Annotated in this window: 17 protein-coding genes; 8 read left to right on the top strand and 9 right to left on the bottom strand. The window is 69.5% G+C overall.

The annotated features are described in order from the left end of the window. Nucleotides 1-164: 164 nt before the first annotated feature. The gene (gspF, locus tag AC1D2E_RS08480; RefSeq protein WP_478196981.1) at nt 165-1,397 is read left to right on the top strand and encodes a type II secretion system inner membrane protein GspF; all 1,233 of its coding nucleotides are present in this window, start codon (nt 165-167) and stop codon (nt 1,395-1,397) included. Between the two features lie 265 nt (nt 1,398-1,662). After that, complete coding sequence (locus AC1D2E_RS08475) at nt 1,663-2,556, top strand: 5'-nucleotidase (protein ID WP_478196980.1); 894 nt, start codon at nt 1,663-1,665, stop codon at nt 2,554-2,556. A 12-nt stretch (nt 2,557-2,568) separates the two neighbouring features. Here AC1D2E_RS08475 and AC1D2E_RS08470 read toward each other — a convergent pair whose 3' ends face one another. Genes AC1D2E_RS08470 through AC1D2E_RS08460 form a run of 3 tightly spaced genes read right to left on the bottom strand, consistent with a single transcriptional unit; the run spans nt 2,569 to nt 6,345 of the window. Continuing rightward, nucleotides 2,569-4,233, bottom strand: coding sequence for a putative 2-aminoethylphosphonate ABC transporter permease subunit (locus AC1D2E_RS08470; RefSeq protein WP_478196979.1), 1,665 nt, complete (start codon nt 4,231-4,233; stop codon nt 2,569-2,571). Then, entirely contained in the window at nt 4,230-5,297 is a 1,068-nt protein-coding gene (locus AC1D2E_RS08465) for a putative 2-aminoethylphosphonate ABC transporter ATP-binding protein (RefSeq protein ID WP_478196978.1), read from the bottom strand. Before AC1D2E_RS08465 ends, AC1D2E_RS08470 begins: the two co-directional genes overlap by 4 nt. Before the next feature lie 10 nt (nt 5,298-5,307). After that, the gene (locus tag AC1D2E_RS08460; RefSeq protein ID WP_478196977.1) at nt 5,308-6,345 is read right to left on the bottom strand and encodes a putative 2-aminoethylphosphonate ABC transporter substrate-binding protein; all 1,038 of its coding nucleotides are present in this window, start codon (nt 6,343-6,345) and stop codon (nt 5,308-5,310) included. A gap of 194 nt (nt 6,346-6,539) precedes the next feature. Between AC1D2E_RS08460 and AC1D2E_RS08455 the strand changes: the two genes are divergently transcribed. Beyond that, a complete protein-coding gene (locus tag AC1D2E_RS08455) occupies nt 6,540-8,306 on the top strand; it encodes an ABC transporter ATP-binding protein/permease (RefSeq protein ID WP_478196976.1) in 1,767 nt (588 codons plus the stop codon). On the opposite strand, the gene queC is transcribed toward AC1D2E_RS08455, so the two are convergent. From queC to AC1D2E_RS08440, 3 genes are all read right to left on the bottom strand, one after another. Beyond that, nucleotides 8,285-8,986, bottom strand: a complete 702-nt coding sequence (gene queC / locus AC1D2E_RS08450; protein WP_478196975.1) for a 7-cyano-7-deazaguanine synthase QueC — start codon at nt 8,984-8,986, stop codon at nt 8,285-8,287. The genes AC1D2E_RS08455 and queC overlap by 22 nt on opposite strands. A gap of 126 nt (nt 8,987-9,112) precedes the next feature. Next, the gene (locus AC1D2E_RS08445) at nt 9,113-9,574 is read right to left on the bottom strand and encodes a cyanophycin metabolism-associated DUF1854 family protein (RefSeq protein ID WP_478196974.1); all 462 of its coding nucleotides are present in this window, start codon (nt 9,572-9,574) and stop codon (nt 9,113-9,115) included. Continuing rightward, the gene (locus AC1D2E_RS08440) at nt 9,574-11,850 is read right to left on the bottom strand and encodes a cyanophycin metabolism-associated ABC transporter (protein ID WP_478196973.1); all 2,277 of its coding nucleotides are present in this window, start codon (nt 11,848-11,850) and stop codon (nt 9,574-9,576) included. The genes AC1D2E_RS08445 and AC1D2E_RS08440 overlap by 1 nt, the downstream gene beginning before the upstream one ends. 127 nt (nt 11,851-11,977) lie before the next feature. Between AC1D2E_RS08440 and AC1D2E_RS08435 the strand changes: the two genes are divergently transcribed. The 5 genes from AC1D2E_RS08435 (at nt 11,978) to AC1D2E_RS08415 (ending at nt 19,232) form a co-directional block, all read left to right on the top strand. Continuing rightward, the gene (locus tag AC1D2E_RS08435) at nt 11,978-14,218 is read left to right on the top strand and encodes a cyanophycin synthetase (RefSeq protein WP_478196972.1); all 2,241 of its coding nucleotides are present in this window, start codon (nt 11,978-11,980) and stop codon (nt 14,216-14,218) included. A gap of 36 nt (nt 14,219-14,254) precedes the next feature. Continuing rightward, a complete protein-coding gene (gene cphA, locus AC1D2E_RS08430; RefSeq protein ID WP_478196971.1) occupies nt 14,255-16,822 on the top strand; it encodes a cyanophycin synthetase in 2,568 nt (855 codons plus the stop codon). A 153-nt stretch (nt 16,823-16,975) separates the two neighbouring features. Continuing rightward, nucleotides 16,976-17,335 (top strand): hypothetical protein, encoded by a 360-nt coding sequence (locus tag AC1D2E_RS08425; protein ID WP_478196970.1) that lies wholly within the window; start codon nt 16,976-16,978, stop codon nt 17,333-17,335. 107 nt (nt 17,336-17,442) lie between these two features. After that, nucleotides 17,443-17,694, top strand: a complete 252-nt coding sequence (locus tag AC1D2E_RS08420; protein ID WP_478174476.1) for a hypothetical protein — start codon at nt 17,443-17,445, stop codon at nt 17,692-17,694. 38 nt (nt 17,695-17,732) lie between these two features. Beyond that, on the top strand, nt 17,733-19,232 hold the full coding sequence (locus AC1D2E_RS08415) for a CYTH and CHAD domain-containing protein (protein WP_478196969.1): 1,500 nt from the start codon (nt 17,733-17,735) through the stop codon (nt 19,230-19,232). 9 nt (nt 19,233-19,241) lie between these two features. Here AC1D2E_RS08415 and AC1D2E_RS08410 read toward each other — a convergent pair whose 3' ends face one another. The 3 genes from AC1D2E_RS08410 to yjfF form a co-directional block, all read right to left on the bottom strand. Beyond that, on the bottom strand, nt 19,242-20,168 hold the full coding sequence (locus AC1D2E_RS08410; RefSeq protein ID WP_478196968.1) for a dihydrodipicolinate synthase family protein: 927 nt from the start codon (nt 20,166-20,168) through the stop codon (nt 19,242-19,244). Between the two features lie 136 nt (nt 20,169-20,304). Beyond that, entirely contained in the window at nt 20,305-22,044 is a 1,740-nt protein-coding gene (locus AC1D2E_RS08405; protein ID WP_478196967.1) for an IlvD/Edd family dehydratase, read from the bottom strand. 9 nt (nt 22,045-22,053) lie between these two features. Then, complete coding sequence (gene yjfF, locus AC1D2E_RS08400) at nt 22,054-23,091, bottom strand: galactofuranose ABC transporter, permease protein YjfF (RefSeq protein ID WP_478196966.1); 1,038 nt, start codon at nt 23,089-23,091, stop codon at nt 22,054-22,056. Nucleotides 23,092-23,106: the final 15 nt, after the last annotated feature.

The raw sequence follows: 23,106 nt of genomic DNA, 5'->3' as shown, positions 1-23,106 counted from the left end.
AATGAGATCGCGTCCAGTGTTAACCACTAGTACATCGACACGCGCCACGGACAGCGCCTCGCGGCTGGACGAACCGGGCGGGATYGTGGGGAAGCAGCCCGACAAAAAAGACTCGCCAAGCGTCGACAATGCGGATTCGCATATTCATTCTTCTGACGGTCCTCATGCCTGCCTACTCCTTCGAAGCCATCGATTCCCAAGGCCAGGCCCGCAAGGGCGTGCTCGAAGCCGACACCGCGCGCAGCGCGCGCGGGATGCTGCGCGCGCAGGCGCTGATCCCGCTGTCGGTGACGGTGGTCGGCAGCGTCGAGAGCGGCGTGCCGGAAACCCGCAGCTGGCGCCGCCTGCTCGGCGGCGGCCGGATCTTCAACGCGACCACGCTGGCGGTCTGGACGCGGCAGATCGCGGGCCTGGTGTCCTCGGGCCTGTCGCTCGAACGCGCGCTGACCGCGCTGACCGACGAGGCCGAGACCGTGGCGCAGCGCAACCTGGTGGCCTCGCTGCGCGCCGAAGTCAATGCCGGCGCCCCCTTCGGCCGTGCGCTCTCGCAGCATCCGCGCGAGTTCTCGCCGATCTACGTCGCCGTGATCGGCGCCGGCGAGCAGAGCGGCAACCTGGGCCTGGTGCTCGAGCGCCTGGCCGACGACCTCGAGCAGCGCCAGGCGCTGCAGCAGAAGCTGGTCGGCGCGGCGCTCTATCCGGCGATCGTGACGCTGGTGGCGATCGTGATCGTGGTCTTCCTGGTCAGCTACGTGGTGCCGCAGGTGGCCAACGTCTTCGCCGGCACCAAGCGGGCGCTGCCGATCCTCACGGTCGCGATGCTGGCGCTGAGCGCCTTCGTCCGCAACTACGGCTGGCTGATGCTGGTGGCGGTCGTCATCGCTTTCATCGGCGCCCGGATGGCGCTCGCACGCGCCGCCATCCGCGAGCGCTTCGATGCGGCCTGGCTCAACCTGCCGCTGGTCGGCAAGCTGGCGCGCGGCTACAACGCAGCGCGCTTCGCGAGCACGCTGGCGATGCTGGCAACCGCGGGTGTGCCGATCCTGCGCGCGCTGCAGGCGGCCTCCGAGACGCTCAGCAACAGCGCGATGCGAGCCGATGCGCTCGACGCGCTGGTGCTGGTGCGCGAAGGCGCACCGCTKGCCTCGGCGCTGGCGCAGAAGAAGCGCTTCCCCGGCATCGTCTCGATGTTCGCGCGACTCGGCGAGCAGACCGGCACGCTGCCGCTGATGCTGCAGCGCGCCGCCAACCAGCTCGGCGCCGAAGTGCAGCGCCGCGCGATGCACCTGGCGACCATCCTGGAGCCGCTCTTGATCGTGGCGATGGGCGGCGTCGTGATGCTGATCGTGCTCGCGGTGCTGATGCCGATCATCCAGCTCAATCAATTCGTGAAATGACGCTCGCCCCCAGGTTGCCCGGCACTTCGTGTCCGGGCGCCCACCCCCTGCCGGGGGCAACACCAGCGGCCCGGCAAAGCCGGTTCCGCGGTGTTTCACCAACGGGCCTGGCTGCGTCGGCCGGAATACTGGCGCTGGTCTGTTCTCCGGCTGCGCGCAGCGCGGCCGTTCGTGGGCAGCCGCGGAACCGGCTTTGCCGGGCCGCCGACTGCACCCCCGGCAGGGGGTGGGCGGCTACACGAAGTGAGCCAACCTGGGGGCGAGCATGAACCTCGATGACAAGCTGGTGGTGGCGATCTCCTCGCGCGCCCTGTTCAACCTCGAGGAAGAAAACCGCATCTTCGAATCCGGCGACGACGCCGGCTACATGAAGCTGCAGCTCGAGCGGCTCGACGTGCCGGCCCAGCCGGGCATCGCCTATTCGCTGGTGCGCAAGCTGCTGCGCTTCAACGAAGGCGGCCAGCAGCGGGTCGAGGTCGTGATCCTGTCGCGCAACGATCCGGTGTCGGGCATGCGGGTGTTCCGCTCGGGCGTGGCCAACGGCATCTCGCTGCAGCGGGGCGTCTTCACGCAGGGCCGGCCGCCCTTCGGCTACCTGCGGCCGCTGCGCGCCCACCTCTTCCTCTCGGTCAACGCCGATGACGTTCGCGAGGCGTTGGTCGCCGGCTTTCCCGCGGCCCGCGTGCTGGTCGAGTCGGTGCATGCGAGCAACGCCTATCCGAACGAAGTGCGCATCGCCTTCGACGGCGATGCGGTGCTGTTCAGCGACGAGGCCGAGCGCGTCTTCCAGGCCGAGGGGCTCGACGCCTTCCAGCAGCATGAGTCCTCCAAGGCCGGGCTGCCGCTGCCCGAAGGGCCGTTCAAGCCGCTGCTGGCGGCGCTGCACCGGCTGCAGCAGGCCAGCAGCCCCGAGATGCGCATCCGCACCGCGCTGGTCACGGCGCGCAGCGCGCCAGCGCACGAGCGCGCGATCCGCACGCTGATGAACTGGAACATCAAGGTCGACGAGGCGATGTTTCTCGGCGGCCTGCCCAAGGGCGAGTTCCTGCGCGAGTTCGAGCCCGATTTCTTCTTCGACGACCAGACCGGCCATGTCGATGCGGCAGCGCGCCATGTGCCCTCGGGGCACGTGGCCAGCGGCATCAGCAATCCGCGCTGACTTCCATCGGCTCTAGCGGCTGCGCCAGCCCTGGGTCCGCGCCAGCACCGCGCGGCCGGCGAGCGCGAACAGGCCGCGGCCGACCGCCGCCGTGAGCATGATCAGCGAAGCCATGGCCGCGGCCGGCGCCACGTCGCCCGCGTCGTCCATGTTCAGCACCGCGATCGCGGCCAGCGTGGTCTGCGGCGAATACAGGAACACCACCGCCGAGACGGTCGTCATCGCATTGACGAAGAAGTAGCCGCCGACCTGCAGCACCGTCGGCAGCGCCACCGGCAGGTGCACCCGCCACAGCGTGCGCCAGAAGGGCACGCCCATCGACTCCGCAACCCGCTCGTACTCATGGTCGAGTTGGCGCAGCGCCGTGAGCGAGGCGAGGTGCGCCACCGAGAAGAAGTGCGCCACGGTGCAGACGATCAGGATCGCCATCCCGCCATAGATCCCCCTGAGCGGATTGGACGGTGCGTTGAAGAAAAAGATGTAGCCCACGCCCAGCACCAGGCCGGGCACCGCGAGCGGCAGGTTGGCCAGCAGGTTGAGCGCCTCGCGCAGCAGGCCGAAGCGGCGCGGCTTCTCGACCAGGTAGGCCGAGAGGAAGGTGGCGACGGCGCCGGCCGCCGCGGCGCCCAGGCCCAGTTTCAGCGAGTTGACATAGCTGCCCCAGCCGCCGCCGTCCATGTTGCCGAAGTCGTAGTTCTTGAGCGAGGGCGCGAGCCGGTAGGGCCAGTAGGTGGCGAGCGATGCGAACACCGCCATCCCGATCATCAGGACGATCCCGGCGGCCACCAGCAGGCAGGCGGCGAACAGCAAGCGATCGCGCAGCGGCGCCGGTTCGGGACGGTGCGGCGTCGCGCGCGCCGACATCGCGGCCGCCTGCCGCCGCCGCATGCGGCGTTCGACCCCGAAGGACAGCACGGCCGGGATCAGCAACACGAAGCCGACCACGGCGCCGATCTGGAAGTTCTGCTGGCCGACCACCTGCTTGTAGATATCGGTGGCCAGGACGCCGGTCTGGCCGCCCACCACCTTGGGCACGCCGAAGTCGGTGACGACCAGCACGAAGACCACCATGCAGGCCACGATGAGTCCGTAGCGCGAGGCCGGCAGGGTCACGGTGCGGAAGATGCGCCAGCGCGAAGCACCGAGCGTCTGGGCCGCCTCGTACAACCGGCCGTCCGAAGTTGCCATCGCGGTGGTCAGGATCAGCAGCGCATGCGGCAAGGTCCAGAAGACCGAGCCCAGCACGATGCCCAGCGGCCCGTAGATCGAGACGCCCCCGAGCCAGTCCTTGAACACGCCCTGGTTGCCGAACAGGTAGATCAGGCTGATCGCCGGCAGCAGTGAAGGCGCCAGCAGCGGCAGCAGCGCAATGGCGCGCAGCAGGCCCTTGCCGCGCATGCACGAGAGCGTGAGCCCGTAGGCGTAGACATAGGCGACGGCGGTGCAGATCACGGCGCTCAGCGCGGCCAGCCAGACGCTGTTGAAGGCCGACTGCACCAGTGCCGGATTGTCGAGATAGCGCGCGAAGTTGGCCAGCCCGACGAAGGCGCCGGCGCGGTCGAAGAAGCTCTGTCCCACCAGCGCCGCCACCGGCAGCGCGACGATCACGAGCAGCGTCGCGAGCGCCAGCCAGACGCCGGCCCCGGTCAGCCAGCGTTCGCGGTCGAGGCCCTTCAACGCGCCAGCACCGACAGCGCGTGCTGCGGCAGCTCGATGTGCACCATGCTGCTGGGCGCCAGTGCTTCGGCGACCCGGTGCTCGGGCGGCAGTTCGGCCTCGATCTCGATGCCGAGCGGCTCGCAGGCCAGCCGTGCGGCCGTGCGGTGGCCGAGGAACTCGGTGTCGAGCAGGCGGGCGGCGAAGCTGTTGGCACCCACCGCGTCGCCGAAGCGCCGCACGACCACCTGCTCGGGCCGGATGCCGACCGTCGCTTGCGCGCCCACCTGCAGCGCACCGGGCGCGCAATGCAGCTCGCTGTCGCGCACCCGCACCCGGTCGCCCGCCAGCACGGTGGCCGGCAGCATGTTCATGCGGCCGACAAAGCCGGCGACGAAGCGGGTGCGCGGCCGGTGGTAGAGCTCGCCGGGCGTGCCGGCCTGCTCGATGCGGCCGTCGTGCATCAGCACCACGCGGTCGGCCATCGACAGCGCTTCCTCCTGGTCGTGCGTGACCATGATCGTCACGATGCCGAGCCGCTTCTGCAGCGCACGGATTTCGCTGCGCAGGCTGGCGCGCACCTGCGCGTCGAGCGCGGACAGGGGCTCGTCGAGCAGCAGGAGGCGCGGATTGGGCGCCAGCGCGCGGGCCAGTGCCACGCGCTGCTGCTGGCCGCCCGACAGCTGCACCGGGTACTTGTCGGCATGGGCGGCGAGGCCGACCAGGTCGAGCATCTCGCGCGAACGCCTGGCCATCTCGCGCGCCAGCGCACCCGTGGGATGCAAACCGTAGGCGATGTTCTGCGCCGCCGTGAGATTCGGGAACAAGGCATAGGACTGGAACACCACGCCGAAGCCGCGCGCAGCGGGCGGCAGGCCCGCGATGTCCTGGCCGTTCAGCAGCAGCCGGCCGCGGTCCGCACGCTCGATGCCGCAGACGATGCGCAGCAGCGTCGTCTTGCCGCAGCCCGAGGGTCCGAGCAGGCAGACGAACTCGCCGGCCTCGACGTCGAGGTCGATGCCGTCGAGCACGCGGCTGGCACCGAAGGACTTGCCGATGCCGCGCAGGGAGAGGTAGGCGGTCATGCGGGAGGCCTTACTGCGGCGGCGCCTTCTTTTCCGACTTCGATTCGTAGCGCTTCGACCATTCGGCCAGGATGCGGTCGCGGTTGGCGGCGGCCCAGTCGAAGTCGTTCTTGGCCAGCAGCTTCTCGACGTCGCCCGGCACGAATTCCAGCTTCTCCTGGATGCCCGGCAGCGCGAGCACCGCGAAGTTCTTCGCGTAGAGCTCGTTGGCCTGTTTCGTCACGGCCCAGTCGGCCAGCGCCTTCGCGGCGTCGGGCTTCCTGGTCGTCTTCATGATGCCGGTGGCCTCCATGTCCCAGCCCAGGCCTTCCGTGGGCAGCACGATGTCGATCGGCGCGCCGTCGCGCTTGGTCTTGTTGGCGCGGTATTCGAAGGACATGCCGAGCGCGAACTCGCCAGCGCCGGCCTGGCGGCAGGGCTTGCTGCCCGACTGGCTGTAGATGCCGATGTTCTGGTGCAGCGCGTCCATGTACTGCCACGCCTTGGGCTCGCCCATCATCTGGATCCAGCCCGAGACCATGAGGTAGCCGGTGCCCGAAGCGGCCGGGTTCGGCATCGTGATCTGGCCTTTGTAGACGGGGTTCGTCAGATCGGCCCAGCGCGTGGGCTTCGGCAGATTCTTCTTCTGCGCCTCGACGGTGTTGAAGCAGATGGCGGACGACCAGACGTCCATTCCGACCCACTTGGGCGGATTGGCGCTGTCGCGCATGGTCGGCTTGACGGCTTCGAGGCCCTTGGGCGCGTAGGGCTGGAGCATGCCCTCCTTGTCGAGCAGCATCAGCGAGGTGGCGGCCAGGCCCCAGACGACGTCGGCCTGCGGATTGGCCTTCTCGGCCAGCAGCTTGGCGGTGACGATGCCGGTCGAGTCGCGCACGAACTTGAGTTCGATCGAGGGGTTGTCCTTCTCGAAGGCGGCCTTGTAGGCCTGCACCTGGTCGGCCTCCAGCGCGGTGTAGACCAGCAGTTCGGTGCGGCCCTGCGCGATGGCGCCGGCGCCGAGGCCCAGCAGGACGGCAGGCAGAAGGGTTTGGAAGGTGCGACGCAACATGGGATTTCCTCGAGCGGGACGGACAGATGCAAGGCGGCGCGCGCCGATGCACGAAAGCCGTGAATCATCGGCAGCCGATGTGACAGGCGTTTGTCAGCCGGCCCCGGATTTCAGCGCCGCTTAAGAAAGCGCGCCCGAGTGGGTTTAGGATGAAAGCAACGCGCCGCCCCCAGGCGTGAACCCACTCCCACGCCATGACTGCAAGCACCGGTTCCAAGAGCATGCTGACCACCCTGCGCCGCATCGGCGCGCTGGCGGCGCCCTATTTCAATTCCGAGGAGAAATGGAAGGCCCGCGGCCTGCTGGCGGCGATCGTGGCGCTCAACCTCGGCGTGGTCTACATGCTGGTGCTCAACAACCAGTGGTACGCGCGCTTCTACGACGCGCTGCAGAACAAGGACCAGGCGGTCTTCTGGCGCGAGATCGTCTATTTCTGCTGGATCGCGGCCGGCTTCATCGCGATCGCGATCCTCAAGTTCTACCTGACCCAGCTGCTGCAGCTGCGCTGGCGCGCCTGGATGACCCGCAGCTACCTGCAGCGCTGGATGGCCGACCGCACCTTCTACCGCCTCGAGCTCGCGCGCTACGGCCAGCAGGACGGCCTGTCGCCGGACAACCCCGACCAGCGCATCCAGGAAGACATGCAGCTCTTCACCGACTACACGATGACGCTGTCGATGGGGCTGCTCAATGCGGTGGTCACGCTGGTGAGCTTCATCGGCATCCTGTGGGGCCTCAGCGGCGTGGCGGACTTCACGCTCCTCGGCCACAGCTTCTCGGTGCCCGGCTCGATGGTCTGGATCGCGCTGGTCTACTGCGCGGCCGGCACGGTCATCACCCACTACATCGGCCGCCCGCTGATCGGCCTGAACTTCCAGCAACAGCGCTACGAGGCCGACTTCCGCCATCACCTGGTGCGGGTGCGCGAGTACAGCGAAGCCATCGCGCTCGACCGCGGCGAGCAGGTCGAGCACGGCCAGCTGCAGCTGCGCTTCGGCGCCGTGCTCATGAACTACCTGCAGCTGATCAGGAAGCAGAAGAACCTGGTGGCCTTCACGGCCTCGTTCGGCCAGGCCTCGGTGATCTTCGCCTTCATCGTGCAGGCGCCGCGCTTCTTCAGCGGCGCGATCCAGCTCGGCCAGCTGATGCAGGTCAACTCGGCCTTCGGCCGGGTGCAGGACTCGCTGAGCTGGTTCGTCGACAACTACGACCGCGTGGCCGTCTGGCGCGCCACCGCCGACCGGCTGAGCTCCTTCGAGGCCGCGATGCGGGCCAATGCCGGCGCCACCAGCGCGCTCGAGCGCGCACCGGCGGACAACGCCAAGGGGCTGCGCGCCGATGGCTTCGGCGTCACCCTGCCCGATGGCGCGCGCCTCATCGACGGGGCCGCGCTCGCCGTCCATCCCGGCGACACCGTGATGCTGCAAGGCCCCTCGGGCAGCGGCAAGTCGACCCTCTTCAGGGCCTTCGCCGGCATCTGGCCGTTTGCGAAGGGCCGGGTCTCGATGCCCGACAACACCATGTTCATCCCGCAGCGGCCCTATGTGCCGGACGGCCGGCTGCGCGATGCGCTGGCCTATCCGCAACCGGCCGGGAAGTTCACCGACGCGCAGCTGGTGCAGGCTCTGAACGATGCACTGCTGCCCGACCTTGCGGCTCGGCTCGACGACCGCGATGCCTGGAGCCAGAAGCTCTCGGGCGGCGAACAGCAGCGCCTGGCGATCGCCCGCGTGCTGCTGCGCAAGCCGGCCTGGCTGTTCGCCGACGAGGCCACCAGCGCGCTCGATGCCGACAGCGAGAACACGCTCTACAAGCGGCTGGCCGCGATGGTCCATGCCGCGGGCGGGGCGATGGTGTCGATCGCGCACCGGCCCTCGGTCGGCGACCACCACCAGCGCCGCTGGACGCTGGTTCCGCAAGCCGAAGGCGCGGACGCGCGCTACAGGGTCGAGGCCACGTAGCGCTCCCAGCCCCGCGCCCGCAATTCGCAGGCCGGGCAGCTGCCGCAGCCGTAGCCCCAGGCGTGGCGCTGCGTGCGGTCGCCCAGGTAGCAGGTGTGGGTGTCCTCCACGATCAAGTCGACCAGGGCAGCGCCGCCGAGCCGGTGCGCAAGGGCCCAGGTCGCGGCCTTGTCGATCCACATCAGCGGCGTCTCGATCACGAAGCGCCGGTCCATGCCCAGCGTGAGCGCGACCTGCATGGCTTTCATGGTGTCGTCGCGGCAATCGGGATAGCCCGAGAAGTCGGTCTCGCAGACGCCGGTGACGATCACCTCCAGGCCGCGCCGGTAGGCGAGCGCGCCGGCCAGCGTCAGGAACATCAGGTTGCGGCCCGGCACGAAGGTGTTGGGCAAGCCGTTGGCCTGCATCTCGAAGGCGATGTCCTGCGTCAGCGAGGAGGCGCTGACCTGGCCCAGCACGTCGACCGACAGCAGGTGGTCGTCGCCCAGCCGCGGCGCCCATTGCGGGAAGCGCTCGCGCAGGCGCGCCAGCACCGCGAGCCGCGCGTCGAGCTCGACCCGGTGGCGCTGGCCGTAGTCGAAGCCGATGGTTTCGACGCGCTCGTACTTGGCGAGGGCATCGGCGAGGCAGGTGGTGGAGTCCTGGCCACCGGAGAAGAGGACGAGTGCGGTGCGGTGCATGAGCTGGATATCGGATTCAGTCGCCGAGTAGATGCTTGACCCGGGCAGATGTCACGCTCGGCGTCCCTGGCTTCGCCCCTGTGGAAATCGCCGGCACGGCGTGCCCCTTGACTGGGCCGTTGCGCTTCACAGGAAGCGCTCCAGCAGCTTGCGCGAGCCGCGGTCCAGCGCCTTCACGTCCGGAATGCGGAACTGCACCCCATGCGCGCTGGCGATCAGCAGCGCACCGCCGTCGAGCCGGCGGATGTCCTCCTCGGCCTTCAGCACGAAGTGGGTCTCGCCGCGGTCGGTGGCGATACTCCACGTGCTCGGCACGCCGAAGCTCGACACCTTGTGCAGCTTCAAGAGCGTCGGCGCGAAGTCGCGTGCCGCGAGTTCTTGCGCCAGCAGCGCACGCGCGGATTCCGGCAGGGCGTCGACACGGTCGACCCAAACCAGTTCGCGCCCGTCGCTGCCGACCAGCGACAGGCCGTCGTCGGGTGCGCTGAGCGGAAAGGCGCGCACCGGCAGCACGCCGACGTGGCGCGTGCCTTCGCCGTCGATCAGCACCAGCCGCCCGAAGGCATCGCGTTCGAGTCGAAATCCCATCATGCATTCCCCGCCGGATGTGCGGCATGGCTGCCCAGCACCAAGGCCACCGAGGCGCGTTCGGCCAGCGCGCCCGCACTCTCGTCGTCGGTCTGCCGCAACTGGGCCTGGTAGAGCCGCCAGTAGGCACCCTGCTTCTCCATCAGCGCGTCGTGCGGCCCGACCTCGACGATCTCGCCGCGATCCATCACGACCAGCCGGTCGGCCTTGCGCAGGGTCGACAGCCGGTGCGCGATGGCGATCGTGGTGCGTCCCTGCACCAGGTTGTCGAGCGCCTTCTGGATCTCCTTCTCGGTCTCGGTGTCGACCGCCGAGGTGGCCTCGTCGAGGATCAGGATGCGCGGATCGATCAGCAGCGCGCGCGCGATGCTGATGCGCTGCCGCTCGCCGCCCGACAGCCCCTGGCCGCGCTCGCCGACCAGCGAGTCGTAGCCGTGCGCGAGCCGCAGGATGAAGTCGTGCGCGTGCGCCGCGCGCGCCGCGGCGACGATCTCCTCGCGCGTGGCATCGGGCTTGCCGTAGGCGATGTTCTGCGCGATGGTGCCGAAGAACAGGAAGGGCTCCTGCAGCACCAGCCCGACGTGGCGCCGGTAGTCGGCCACCGCGAAGCGGCGGATGTCGCAGCCGTCGACCTTGATGGCGCCGTCGGTGACGTCGTAGAAGCGGCAGATCAGGTTCACCAGCGTGCTCTTGCCGGAGCCGCTGTGGCCCACGAGGCCGATCATCTCGCCCGGCTCGATCACCAGGTCGAGGTCGCGGATCACGGCCCGGCTGCCGTAGCGGAAGCCGACATCCGCCATCTCGATGCGCCCCTGCACGCGCTCCACCTTCACCGGGTTGGCCGGCTCGGGCACGTTGCTCACGTGGTCGAGGATGTCGAAGATCCGCTTGGCCCCGGCGGCCGCCTTCTGCGTCACCGAGACGATCCGGCTCATCGAGTCGAGCCGCGTGTAGAAGCGCCCGATGTAGGCGATGAAGGCGGTCAGCACGCCGACCGTGATGCGCCCGCGCGCCACCTGCCAGATGCCGAAGCCCCAGACCACCAGCAAGCCGATCTCGGTCAGCAGCGACACGCTGGGCGTGAACAGCGACCAGGTCTTGTTGAGCTTGTCGTTGACCTGCAGGTTGTAGGCGTTGGCGGCGTGGAAGCGCTTCGCCTCGCGCTGCTCCTGCGCGAAGGCCTTCACCACCCGGATCCCGGGAATGGTGTCGGCCAGCACGTTGGTGACCTCGCTCCAGACCCGGTCGATCTTCTCGAAGCCGGTGCGCAGCCGATCGCGCACCACGTGGATCATCCAGGCGATGAAGGGCAGCGGCACCAGCGTGACCACCGCCAGCAGCGGATTGATCGAGAACAGGATCACCGCGGTCATGGCGATCATCAGCACGTCGGTCAGGAAGTCGAGCGCATGCAGCGACAGGAAGACGTTGATGCGGTCGGTCTCGGAACCGATGCGCGCCATCAGGTCGCCGGTGCGCTTGCCGCCGAAGTAATCGAGCGGCAAGGTCAGCAAGTGCTCGTAAGTGGTGGTGCGCAGGTCGGCGCCGATGCGCTCCGAGACCAGCGCCAGCAGGTAGGTGCGGGCCCAGCCCAGCGCCCAGCCGACCAGCGCCGCGGCCAGCAGCGCGCCGAGGAACATGACGACCTTGGCGACCGCAATCTGCTGCCCGTTCTGGAACGGGATCAGGATGTCGTCCATCAGCGGGATGGTCAGGTAGGGCGGCACCAGGGTCGCGGCGGTCGATGCCAGCGTCAGTAGAAACCCGGCGATCAGCTGCTTGCGATAGGGCTTGGCGAAACGGCCCAGGCGCAGCAGCACCCAGGTCGACGGCGGAGTCTGCAGTTCGGGCTCGACGAAGGGGGCGTCATCGGGTTCGGCGCCGGAGGCTGTCGCCTGCGCGACAGCCTCGGCCTGCAGATCGAACAGCTTCTGCAGCCGCAAGGCCGCCGGCTGCTGGGCCAGCGTGAAACGCCAGCGCCCGAGCCGGCCCTCGGCGCCCAGCAGGTCGAGCGTGCCGATGCCGGCATGGTCGCTGAGCTGCATTTCCAGGCCCGGCGCCGGAATCCGCCATTCGGTCCATTGGCCGTCCGGTTCCCGCGCCAGCAGGCGCTGGTCGGTCAGGGCCAGCAGCCCGGACCTGAATCGAAAGTCCTCGTCAAGGTCAACCGGGAGGGTCGCCAGAACGTTTTCCGCGACTGAGAGCCGTCTTTTCAGAGCGTCTGAAGCGGCTTCCCCTTCGCCCCCCGGGGTTCCGACTGGATCGTGATGTTGCATTGTGTTTCTGTATCTCTGGCCCGCCGACGGACCCTTCATGGCGCTCCTCGCGCGCCGATTCTGACCGATGGCCATGGGCGCGCTTGAGGGCGCATCCGTGCTCGGCCAAAGCACATCGAACGTTTTCATGACCCGTTTCGACGACATCCAACTGCTGCGCATCAACTATTTGCGCGGACCGAACCTCTGGACCTACCGGCCCGTGCTGGAGGTCTGGCTCGACCTCGGCGCCCTGGAGGACCATCCGTCGAACATGATTCCGGGCTTCACGGACCGCCTGACCACCCTGCTGCCGGCGCTGATCGAGCACCACTGCGGCGTCGGCGAGCGCGGCGGCTTCATCCAGCGCCTGACCGAAGGCACCTGGGCCGGCCATGTGATGGAGCACGTGGTGATCGAGCTGCTCAACCTGGCCGGCATGCCGACCGGCTTCGGCCAGACCCGCAGCACTTCGCAGCATGGCGTCTACCGCATGGTCTTCCGCGCCCGTGACGAGCAGGTCGCCCGCGTCGCGCTGGCCGAGGGCCACCGCCTGCTGATGGCCGCGATCAACAACGACCCCTTCGGCACCGCCGACGTGCAGCGCGCGGTCGACGCGGTCAAGGCCAAGGTCGAGGACTGCTACCTCGGCCCGAGCACCGCCTGCATCGTGGGCGCCGCCACCGACCGCGGCATTCCGCACCTGCGGCTCAACAGCGGCAACCTGGTCCAGCTCGGCTACGGCGCCAACCAGCAGCGCATCTGGACCGCCGAGACCGACTACACCAGCGCCATCGGCGAATCGATCGCCAGCGACAAGGAACTCACCAAGTCGCTGCTCGCCAGCTGCGGCGTGCCGGTGCCCGAAGGCCAGGTGGTCGCCAATGCCGAGGAAGCCTGGGAAGCCGCCGAGGACATCGGCCTGCCGGTGGCGGTCAAGCCCTCGGACGCCAACCATGGGCGCGGCGTGTCGCTCGAACTCCACACCCGCGACGAAGTCATGGCCGCCTTCGCGGTCGCCGAGCCCGAAGGCAGCGACGTGATGGTCGAGCGCTTCATCCGCGGTCACGAGCACCGCCTGCTGGTGGTGGGCGGCCAGGTGGTGGCCGCTGCCCGCGGCGAGATCATCACGGTCACCGGCGACGGCGAGTCGACCGTGGCCCAGTTGATCGACAGCCAGCTCAACAGCGACCCCCGCCGCGGTGCCGAGGAAGAATATCCGCTCGACTTGATCGTGGTCGACTCCGATGCCAAGCTGCAGCTCGAGCTCAAGCGCCAGGACCTGGACGCCGCGGCCGTGCCCGCCGCCGGCCGCGTGGTGACGATCCAGCGCAACGGCAACATGGCGATCGACTGCACCGACCAGGTGCATCCGGAGGTCGCCCACGCGGCCGTGCTGGCCGCCCGCGTGGTCGGCCTGGACATCGCCGGCGTCGATCTGGTGGCCGAGGACATCTCGCGCCCGCTGTCGGCCCAGGGCGGCGCGATCGTCGAGGTCAACGCCGGCCCCGGCCTGCTGATGCACCTGAAACCGGCCGTTGGCTCGCCGCGGCCGGTGGGCCGCGCGATCTGCGACCACCTGTTCCCGGACGACGCGCCCGGCCGCATCCCCGTGGTCGGCGTCGCCGGCTCGCGGGACACCGCCGTGCTGTCGCGCCTGGTGGCCTGGCTGATCGGCCTCGGCGGCCGCCACACCGGGCTGGCCTGCCGCGACGGCCTGTTCCTCGAACGGCGGCGGGTCGATGCCCGCGACAGCGCCCACTGGGAAGCCGGCCACCGGCTGCTCGTGAACCGCGCGGTTCAGGCGGTGGTGATCGAGAACGGCGCCGAGACCATCCTGCGCGACGGCCTGGCCTACGACCGCTGCGAAGTCGGCATCGTGACCGACCTCGAAGGCGCCGAGGCACTGGGCGAATTCGACATCACCGAGAGCGACCAGATGGTCAAGGTGCTGCGCACCCAGGTCGACGTCGTGCTGTCCGAAGGCACCGCCGTGCTGAACGGCGGCGACCCGCGCGTGGCCGGCCTGGCGCCGCTGTGCGACGGCGACGTGATCCTCTACGCCGCCGACCCGCAGGCCGAGGCGCTGGCCAAGCACCGCGACGCCGGCGGCAAGACGGTGCTGGTGCGCCAGGACCGCGTGGTGCTGGCCACCGGCAGCAGCGAATCCTTCCTGCCCGGCCTCGGCCGGCTGACCATCTGGCGCGCCACCCATGCGGGGGTCGGCCTCGAGAGCCTGCTCGCCGCGGTCGCCACCGGCTGGGCGCTGGGCATTCCGCTGAACCTGATCGGGGCCGGCGTCGAAGCCTTCGAAGCCGACCTGCAGGCGGCGCTGGCCTCGCTGCAGCTGTCRCAGACCCTCGTTTCACCCGAACCACAATTTGCCTGACCGGCTGGACCGCGGGTCCACCGGCGCCTGAACACCATGGAAGTCACTCGAATCCGCGCCCTGCGCGGGCCCAACTTGTGGAACCGCCACACCTGCATCGAGGCGATCGTCTCGTGCACGCCCGACGAATCCGCGATCGAGCGCCTGCCGGGCTTCGAGAACCGCCTGCGCGCGCTGTTCCCGACCATCGGCGAGCTGCACCCGATCGTGCTGGGCCAGCCACTGGCACTGGCGCATGTGCTCGAGAACGCCGCCATCGCCCTGCAGGCACAGGCCGGCTGCCCGGTGAACTTCGGCCACACCTCGCGGACCCTCGAGGAAGGCGTCTTCCAGGTGGCCTTCCAGTACAGCGAGGAAGCTGTCGGACGGCGCGCGCTCGAGCTGGCCAAGGGGCTGATCGACGCCGCCCACGGCGGCACCGAATTCGACGCCCATGCGGCGATCACCGAACTGCGGGATCTCGACGAATCCGAGCGCCTGGGCCCGAGCACCGGCTCGATCGTCGACGCGGCGGTGGCGCGCGGCATCCCGTTCCGCCGCCTGACCCGCGGCAGCCTGGTGCAGTTCGGCTGGGGCTCCAAGCAGCGCCGCATCCAGGCCGCCGAAGTCGACAGCACCAGCGGCGTGGCCGAGGCCATCGCGCAGGACAAGGAACTCACCAAGCAGTTGCTCAACGCCGCCGGCGTGCCGGTGCCGCTGGGCCGCCCGGTGAGCGATGCCCAGGACGGTTGGGCCGCGGCCCAGGAGGTCGGCCTGCCGGTGGTGGTCAAGCCGCAGGACGGCAACCAGGGCAAGGGCGTCACGGTCAACATCACCAGCCGCGAGCAGCTGCTGGCCGCCTACGACTCGGCCGCGGCTTACGGCGAGGTGATGGTCGAGAAGTTCCTGCCCGGCTTCGACTTCCGCCTGCTGGTGGTCGGCGACCGGCTGGTGGCCGCCGCCCGCCGCGATCCGCCGCAGGTGATCGGCGATGGCGTGAAATCGATCCGCCAGCTGGTCGACGGGGTCAACCAGGACCCGCGCCGCGGCGAGGGCCACGCCACCTCGCTGACCAAGATCCGGCTCGACGACATCGCCATCGGCCGCCTCGAGTCGCAGGGCCTCGGGCCCGACAACGTGCCGACGCTCGGCCAGCGCGTGGTGCTGCGCAACAACGCCAACCTGTCGACCGGCGGCACCGCCACCGACGTCACCGACACGGTGCACCCCGAAGTCGCGGCGCGCGCGATCGATGCGGCCCAGATGGTCGGCCTGCACATCTGCGGCGTCGACATGGTCTGCGAGAACGTGCTGCGCCCGCTCGAGGAGCAGCACGGCGGCGTGGTCGAGGTCAATGCCGCGCCGGGCCTGCGGATGCACATCTCGCCCTCCTTCGGCCGCGGCCGCGCGGTCGGCGAGGCGGTGATGGACACCCTGTTCGCGCACGGCGACGACGGCCGGATTCCCGTGGTGGCGGTCACCGGCACCAACGGCAAGACCACCACCGCCCGGCTCATCAACCACCTGCTGGCCGGCAGCGGCCTGCGCACCGGGATGACCAACACCGATGGCGTCTACGTCGATGGCCGCCAGACCGACAGCGGCGACTGCAGCGGTCCGAAGAGCGCGCGCAACGTGCTGCTGCACCCCGACGTCGATGCGGCCGTGTTCGAAGTGGCGCGCGGCGGAATCTTGCGCGAAGGCCTCGGCTTCGACCGCTGCCAGGTGGCGGTGGTGACCAACATCGGCAGCGGCGACCACCTCGGCCTCAACTACATCACCACCGTCGAAGACCTCGCGGTGCTCAAGCGCGTGATCGTGCGCAACGTGGCGCCCGGCGGCTACGCAGTGCTGAACGCGGCCGACCCCAACGTCGCCGCGATGGCGGGCACCTGCCCCGGCAGCGTGATCTTCTTCTCCGCCGACCGCACCCACCCGGTGATGGCCACGCACCGCGCCCAGGGCAAGCGCACGGTCTATGTCGACCAGGACGCGCTGGTGGCGGCCGAAGGCTCCTGGCGCGAGCGCATCCCGCTGCGCGACGTGCAGATCACGCGCAACGGCAGCATCGGCTTCCAGGTCGACAACGTGATGGCCTCGGTGGCCGCGGCCTGGGCCGTGGGCCTCGACTGGGACAGCATCCGCAGCGGCCTCGCGAGCTTCAAGAACGACGCCGCCGGCGTGCCGGGCCGGTTCAACGTGATGGACTACCGCGGTGCCACCGTGATCGCCGACTACGGCCACAACACCGACGCCATGCGCGCGCTGGTCGCCGCGGTCGACACCATGCCGGCCAGGAAGCGCTCGGTCGTGATCAGCGGCGCCGGCGACCGCCGGGACTGCGACATCCGCGACCAGACCGCCATCCTCGGCGAGGCCTTCGACGACGTCATCCTCTACCAGGACGCGGCGCAGCGCGGCCGCGCCGACGGCGAAGTCATGGCCTTGCTGCGGCAGGGGCTCCAGGGCGCCGGCCGCACCAGCTTCATCGACGAGATCCGCGGCGAGTTCATCGCCATCGACAGCGCGCTGGCGCGGCTGCAGCCCGGCGACCTGTCGCTGATCCTGGTCGACCAGGTCGACGAAGCGCTGGCCCACCTGGCCAAGCGGATCGCCGCCGGCTGACCGGGGCGAGCGCGCGGCCTCGTCCGACAAGAATGCGAGCCTGCGACGGCTCGCGCGCGGCGCCGACCTCTCTCACACTGCTTGAAGCCCGACCGCCCGTTGACACGGTCGGACCGGCGCGATGGCGCGCCGCCAAGACTCAAGGAGTGACCGATGAAAGACGTTTTGCGTTCCTGTTCCGCCGCCCTGCTGGCCGCCGGCAGCCTGTTGGGCGCCTCGGCGGCTTTCGCGGCCGGCCTGTCCCCCGGCTCCCTGCCCTGCGATGGCGTGATGCAGGACCAGAATGCCTGCCTGCGCGAACGCGGCGCAGCGGCCGAGATGGCGCGCCGTGGCGCCTTCCCGGCGCCGGATGCCGCCACCCTGCAGCAGAATGCGCTGGCGCGCTGCGACCGCCAGCCGGCCAGCGACCGCGAAGCCTGCGAAGCCAGGGTCGTGGGGGGCGCTTCGACCACCGTCACCGGCAGCGTGCTGGGCGGCGGCGTGATTCGGCAGGCCGAGACACCGGTCCGCTGAACCGTGCGGGACGGCCGGGAAAGCCCCGGCCTGTCATCCGACTGTCACAAATGGCATGGAGGCGCTGGCTATAGTCAGGGGAATGTACTAACAAGGGAGCTTCCCCCATGAACGCCATCAAGGTCGCCCGCCGACTCATCGAGACGGACCCGACCCACGCGTCCGCCAAGATCCTGGCCCAGCTGGTCCTGGCACTCGAATCCGAGGCCAGTTTCGAGCTGGTCACGCTCTACGAACTCGACTACAAGAGCTTCCAGCTGGCGATGGACATCCTGAAGGAATGGCGGCTCGACCGCTACTACGCCAGCAAGTCGAAACTGTACGATCTGTCGCTGCAAGTCAGCGAACTGAAGGAGTGAAACCGGGGCCCGTCGCGTTCGGGTCATCGAGTGGCCCAGTGATCGAATTCGAGCTCAAGTTCCAGGTCGATTCCGCGCACCAGGCGGCGGTGGAAGCGGCGGTCGGGCGCGGGCGCTCGCACCGTGCGCGGCTGCGGGCGCGCTATTACGACACGGCGGACGGCGCCTTGGCTGCGCTGCACATCGTGCTGCGGGTCCGCAAGGAAAACGGCGCCTGGGTGCAGACCGCCAAGGCACCCGGGCGCAGCCTCGTCGAGCGCCTCGAGCACAACGTCGAGCTGCCGCCCGCGCAGGCCAGGGAGGTCCCGCTGCCCGACGTCGGGCGGCACGAAGGAACGCCGGTCGGCGAACGGATCGCCGAGGCCTTGCGCCGGGCCGGCCACGACCCGGCCGGGGCCGAGCTGGTGCCGCTCTACGGCACCGACGTCTGGCGCATCACGCGCGAGATGCGCAGCGGCGATGCGCTGGTCGAACTCGCCTTCGATGTCGGTACCGTGCGCGCCGGTGAGCGCACGCAGCCGCTGCGCGAACTCGAGATCGAGCTCAAGCACGGCAGTCCTTCGTCGCTGCTCGAGCTCGCCGGCCGCTGGCGCGCCCGCTACGGACTCTGGCTCGACACCGTGTCGAAATCGGAGCGCGGCGAGCGGCTGGCGCGCGGCGTGGTGCACGGCCCGCCGATCAAGGCTGCGGCGCCCCGGCTGAAGGCCGGTGCCAGTGGCGCCCAGGTCTTTCGCGCGGTGCTCGACAGCTGCCTGGCACAGATCCTTCCGAACGCCAGCGAGGTCGCGGCAGGCAGTCCCGATCCCGAGCACGTTCATCAGCTGCGTGTCGGCATCCGGCGCCTTCGCACTGCCCTGCGCGAATTGGCCGCCTTTGCGCCGGCGTTCGACCCGGCGTGGGAGCCGGCGCTGGCCGAGGCCTTCGTTGCGCTGGGCCAGCAGCGCGACCGCGACTACGTGCTGCGCAGCGTGCAGCCGCAACTCCTGGCCCACGGTGCGCCGCCTTTCGCCGTCGACCGGGCCGCAGACGACATCCAGTCCGCAGAGACCGTGGTGCGTGCAGCCGCCTTCCAGGCGGTGCTGATGCACCTGATCGCCGCGGCGCTGCCCGATGGCGGCACCGGGGCCGGGCCCGAGCAACCGTCCAGCGCGGCCCGCAAGGCGATGCGGGCCCGGCTCTCGACGCTGCATCGGCAAGTGCTGCGCGATGGCAAGCGATTCGAAAGCCTCGAGCCGACGCAGCAGCATCGCGTCCGCAAGCGCCTCAAGCGGCTGCGCTATCTGGGCGAGTTCGTGGCGCCGCTGTTCGGCCGGCGCGCGGCCGAGCGTTTCCTGGCGCACCTGGGGCCGGCGCAGGACGCGCTGGGCGCACACAACGACGCCGCGATGGCGATGGCCGCCTACCGCGCGCAGGCCGCGACCGACGGCGCCGCCTGGTTCGCCGTCGGCTGGCTGGCGGCGAACCAACCGGCCAGCGCCACGCAGTGCTGCAAGGCGCTCGCCAAGGTGGCCGAGCTGCGTCCGTTCTGGAAGGCCTGAACCGAAAGCTCAGCGCCCCCAGCGCAACACCAGCGGATCGAGGCCGCGCGCGATCTCGATCAGACCGGCGCGGGTCTCCGGGTGCATCGACGGCCAGGGATGGCGCGGCGCCTCGCAGTCGATCACGCCGCCCTCCTTCATGAGCGCCTTGCAGGCCAGCAGGCCGGCCTGCCGGTTCTCGTAGTTGATCAGCGGCAGCCACTGCCGGTAGCGCTCGAACGCCTGCTCGCGGCGGCCGGCGAGGTGGTCGATGATGATCGGCCGGATGCCGTCGGGGTAGCCGCCGCCGGTCATCGATCCGGTGGCGCCGGCATCCAGGTCGGGCAGCAGCGTGATCGCCTCCTCGCCGTCCCAGGGACCTTCGACGGCGTCGCCGCCGAGGCGGATCAGCTCGCGCAGCTTCGATGCCGCGCCCGCGGTCTCGATCTTGAAGTAGCACACCTGCTCGATCTCCCTCGCCATGCGCGCCAGGAAGGCCGGCGACAGCGGCGTGCCGGCGGCCGGGGCGTCCTGGATCATGACCGGGATGCGCACGGCGTCGGACAGCCGGGCATAGAACTCGAAGATCTGCGGCTCGGGCACGCGGAAGGTGGCGCCGTGGTAGGGCGGCATCACCATCAGCATCGCCGCGCCCATGTCCTGCGCCCGGCGGCTGCGCTCGGCGCACACCCGGGTGCTGAAGTGCGTGGTGGTGACGATGACCGGCACGCGGCCCGCGACGTGCTCGAGGATCGTGCGCGTGAGCAGTTCGCGCTCGTCGTCGGCCAGCAGGAACTGCTCGGAGAAGTTGGCCAGGATGCACAGGCCGTCGGAGCCGGCGTCGATCATGAAATCGACGCAGCGCTTCTGGCTCGCGAGGTCGAGTTCGCCGCTCTCGGTGAAGGTCRTGGGAACGACCGGGAAGATGCCCTGGTAGCGGGGTTTCGAATGCGTCATGGTGCGGGTCCTTCTAGTCAGTTGAGGACAGAGCAAAAACCGCTGCGCAGTTTCTTGGTCTGTCCCGCAAGGTCTCAGCAGGTCGAGGACAGAGCAAAAACCGCTGCGCAGTTTCTTGGTCTGTCCCGCAAGGTCTTCAATGGGAGTGCCGGGGCACGGCGGCGCCGCGGCAGCCGACCAGAAAGTCGAAGTCGCAGCCCTCGTCGGCCTGCAGCACATGATCGACATACAGCCGCTGGTAGCCGCCGCCGTTCGCCGGCACGGCGCGCCGTGCGATGGCTTGCAGGCGCTCGGCCAGTTCGTCGTCTCCGATGTCGAGATGCAGCCGGCCGGCTTCGCAGTCGAGCTCGATCCAGTCGCCGTCCTGCACCGCCGCGAGCGGGCCGCCATCGGCCGCTTCGGGCGCGACATGCAGCACCACCGTGCCGTAGGCGGTGCCGCTCATGCGGGCATCGGAGATCCGCACCATGTCCTTGACGCCCTGCCGCAGCAGCTTCGGCGGCAGGCCCATGTTGCCGACCTCGGCCATGCCCGGGTAGCCCTTCGGCCCGCAGTTCTTCATGACCATCACCGAGCCCGCATCGATCTCGAGCGACTCGTCGACGATGCGCTCCTTGTAGTGCTCGAGGTTCTCGAACACCACGGCGCGGCCGCGGTGCTTCAGCAGCTCGGGCGATGCGGCCGAGGGCTTGAGCACCGCGCCGCGCGGCGCCAGGTTGCCGCGCAGGATGCACATGCCGCCATCGGCCACCAGCGGCTGGTCGAGCCGACGGATCACCTCGTCGTCGAAGCTCGGCGCCTCGCGCACGTTGTCCCACAGCGAGCGGCCGTTGACGGTCAGCGCGCCCGGGTGCGGCAGCAATCCGTTCTCGCCCAGGCGGCGCAGCACGGCAGGCAGGCCGCCCGCGTAGTAGAACTCCTCCATCAGGAAGCGCCCCGACGGCATCAGGTCGACCAGGGTCGGAGTGCCGCGGCCGATGCGGGTCCAGTCCTCGAGCGCCAGCGGCACGCCGATGCGGCCCGCGATCGCCTTCAGGTGGATCACCGCGTTGGTCGAACCGCCGATCGCGGCGTTGACGCGGATCGCGTTCTCGAAGGCCTCGCGCGTCAGGACCTTCGACAGCGTCAGTCCCTCGCGCGCCATCTCGACCGCGCGCAGGCCCGACATCTGCGCCAGCACATAGCGGCGCGCATCGACCGCCGGGATCGCCGCGTTGTGCGGCAGCGAGGTGCCCAGCGCCTCGGCCATGCAGGCCATGGTCGAGGCCGTGCCCATGGTGTTGCAGGTTCCGGCCGAGCGCGACATGCCGGCCTCGGCCGACAGGAACTGATGCAGGTCGATCTGGCCCGCCTTCATCGATTCGTGCAGTTGCCAGACGGCGGTTCCGGAGCCGATGTCGCGGCCTTCGAGCTTGCCGTTGAGCATCGGACCGCCGCTCACCACGATGGCCGGGATGTCGCAGCTCGCGGCACCCATCAGCAGTGCCGGCGTGGTCTTGTCGCAGCCGGCGAGCAGCACCACGGCGTCGATCGGGTTGCCGCGGATCGCCTCCTCGACATCCATGCTCGCAAGGTTGCGCGTGAGCATCGCGGTCGGCCGAAGATTCGATTCGCCGTTCGAGAACACCGGGAACTCGACCGGGAAGCCGCCCGCCTCCGAGATGCCGCGCTTCACGTGCTCGGCGATCTTGCGGAAGTGGGCATTGCACGGCGTCAGCTCCGACCAGGTATTGCAGATGCCGACGATCGGCCGGCCATCGAACTCGTGGTCCGGGATGCCCTGGTTCTTCATCCAGCTGCGGTACATGAAGCCGTTCTTGTCGGCCGGGCCGAACCATTCGGTGGAACGCAACTTCTTCTTCGGGATGTCGGGCATGCGTTGGCCTCAGTGCAAAGCGGTGCCGCGCGCCGTGAACAGGCGCTGCAGCAGGCAGAAGACGAACAGCAGCACGCCGACCACGATGCGGGTCCACCATGAGCTCAGCGTGCCGTCGAAGGAAATCAGGGTCTGGATGATGCCCAGCATGAGCACGCCGAAGAGCGTGCCCACGACGTAGCCGACACCGCCCGTGAGCAGGGTGCCGCCGATCACCACCGCGGCGATGGCGTCGAGTTCCAGCCCGACGGCATGCAGGCCGTAGCCCGACAGCATGTAGAAGGTGAACACCACGCCGCCGAGCGCCGAGCAGAAGCCCGACAGCGTGTAGACCCCGACCACCGTGGAGCGCACCGGCAGGCCCATCAGCAGCGCCGAGGACTCGCTGCCGCCGATCGCATACACCGCGCGGCCGAAGGGCGTGAAGTGGGCGACGAACACCGCCAGTGCCACCATCGCCAGCGCGATCAAGGCCGACAGCGAGATCGACGCGTCGCCCCACACCGGCAAGCGCCACTGCGAGACCTTGGCGTAGAACTCGTTGGTGATGCTGATCGAGTCGATGCTGATCAGGTAGCAGAGGCCGCGCGCCAGGAACATGCCGGCCAGCGTGACGATGAAGGGCTGCAGCCGGAAGCGCTCGATCAGCACGCCCATGAAGGCACCGAAGAGGGTCCCCATCACCAGCACCAGCGGAATCACGATCGCCGGGCTCCAGCCGTGCTTCTCGACCAGCGAGGCCGAGACCATGGTGGTCAACGCGATCACCGAGCCGACCGACAGGTCGATGCCGCCCGACAGGATCACGAAGGTCATGCCGACCGCGACGATGCAGATGAATGCGTTGTCGATCAGCAGGTTCAGGAACACCTGCGGCGAGAAGAAGCCGTCGTAGAAGACCGAGCCCAGGGTCGCCATCGCCACGAACAGCGAGATGGTCGCGGCCAGCGGCAGGTACTTGGGGTTGAGGCGCGTGCGCCCCGGCCTCGCAGGCGGGGCGGATGCCGCGCGCTCGGGCTGCGACGACGGCGACACCACGGCGCTCATAAGGCAACCTCCGTG

The organism is Variovorax sp. P1_H2 (assembly GCF_056405295.1).
The sequence above is the reverse complement of the archived record's forward strand: the minus strand, read 5'-3'. Positions and strand labels throughout refer to the sequence as shown.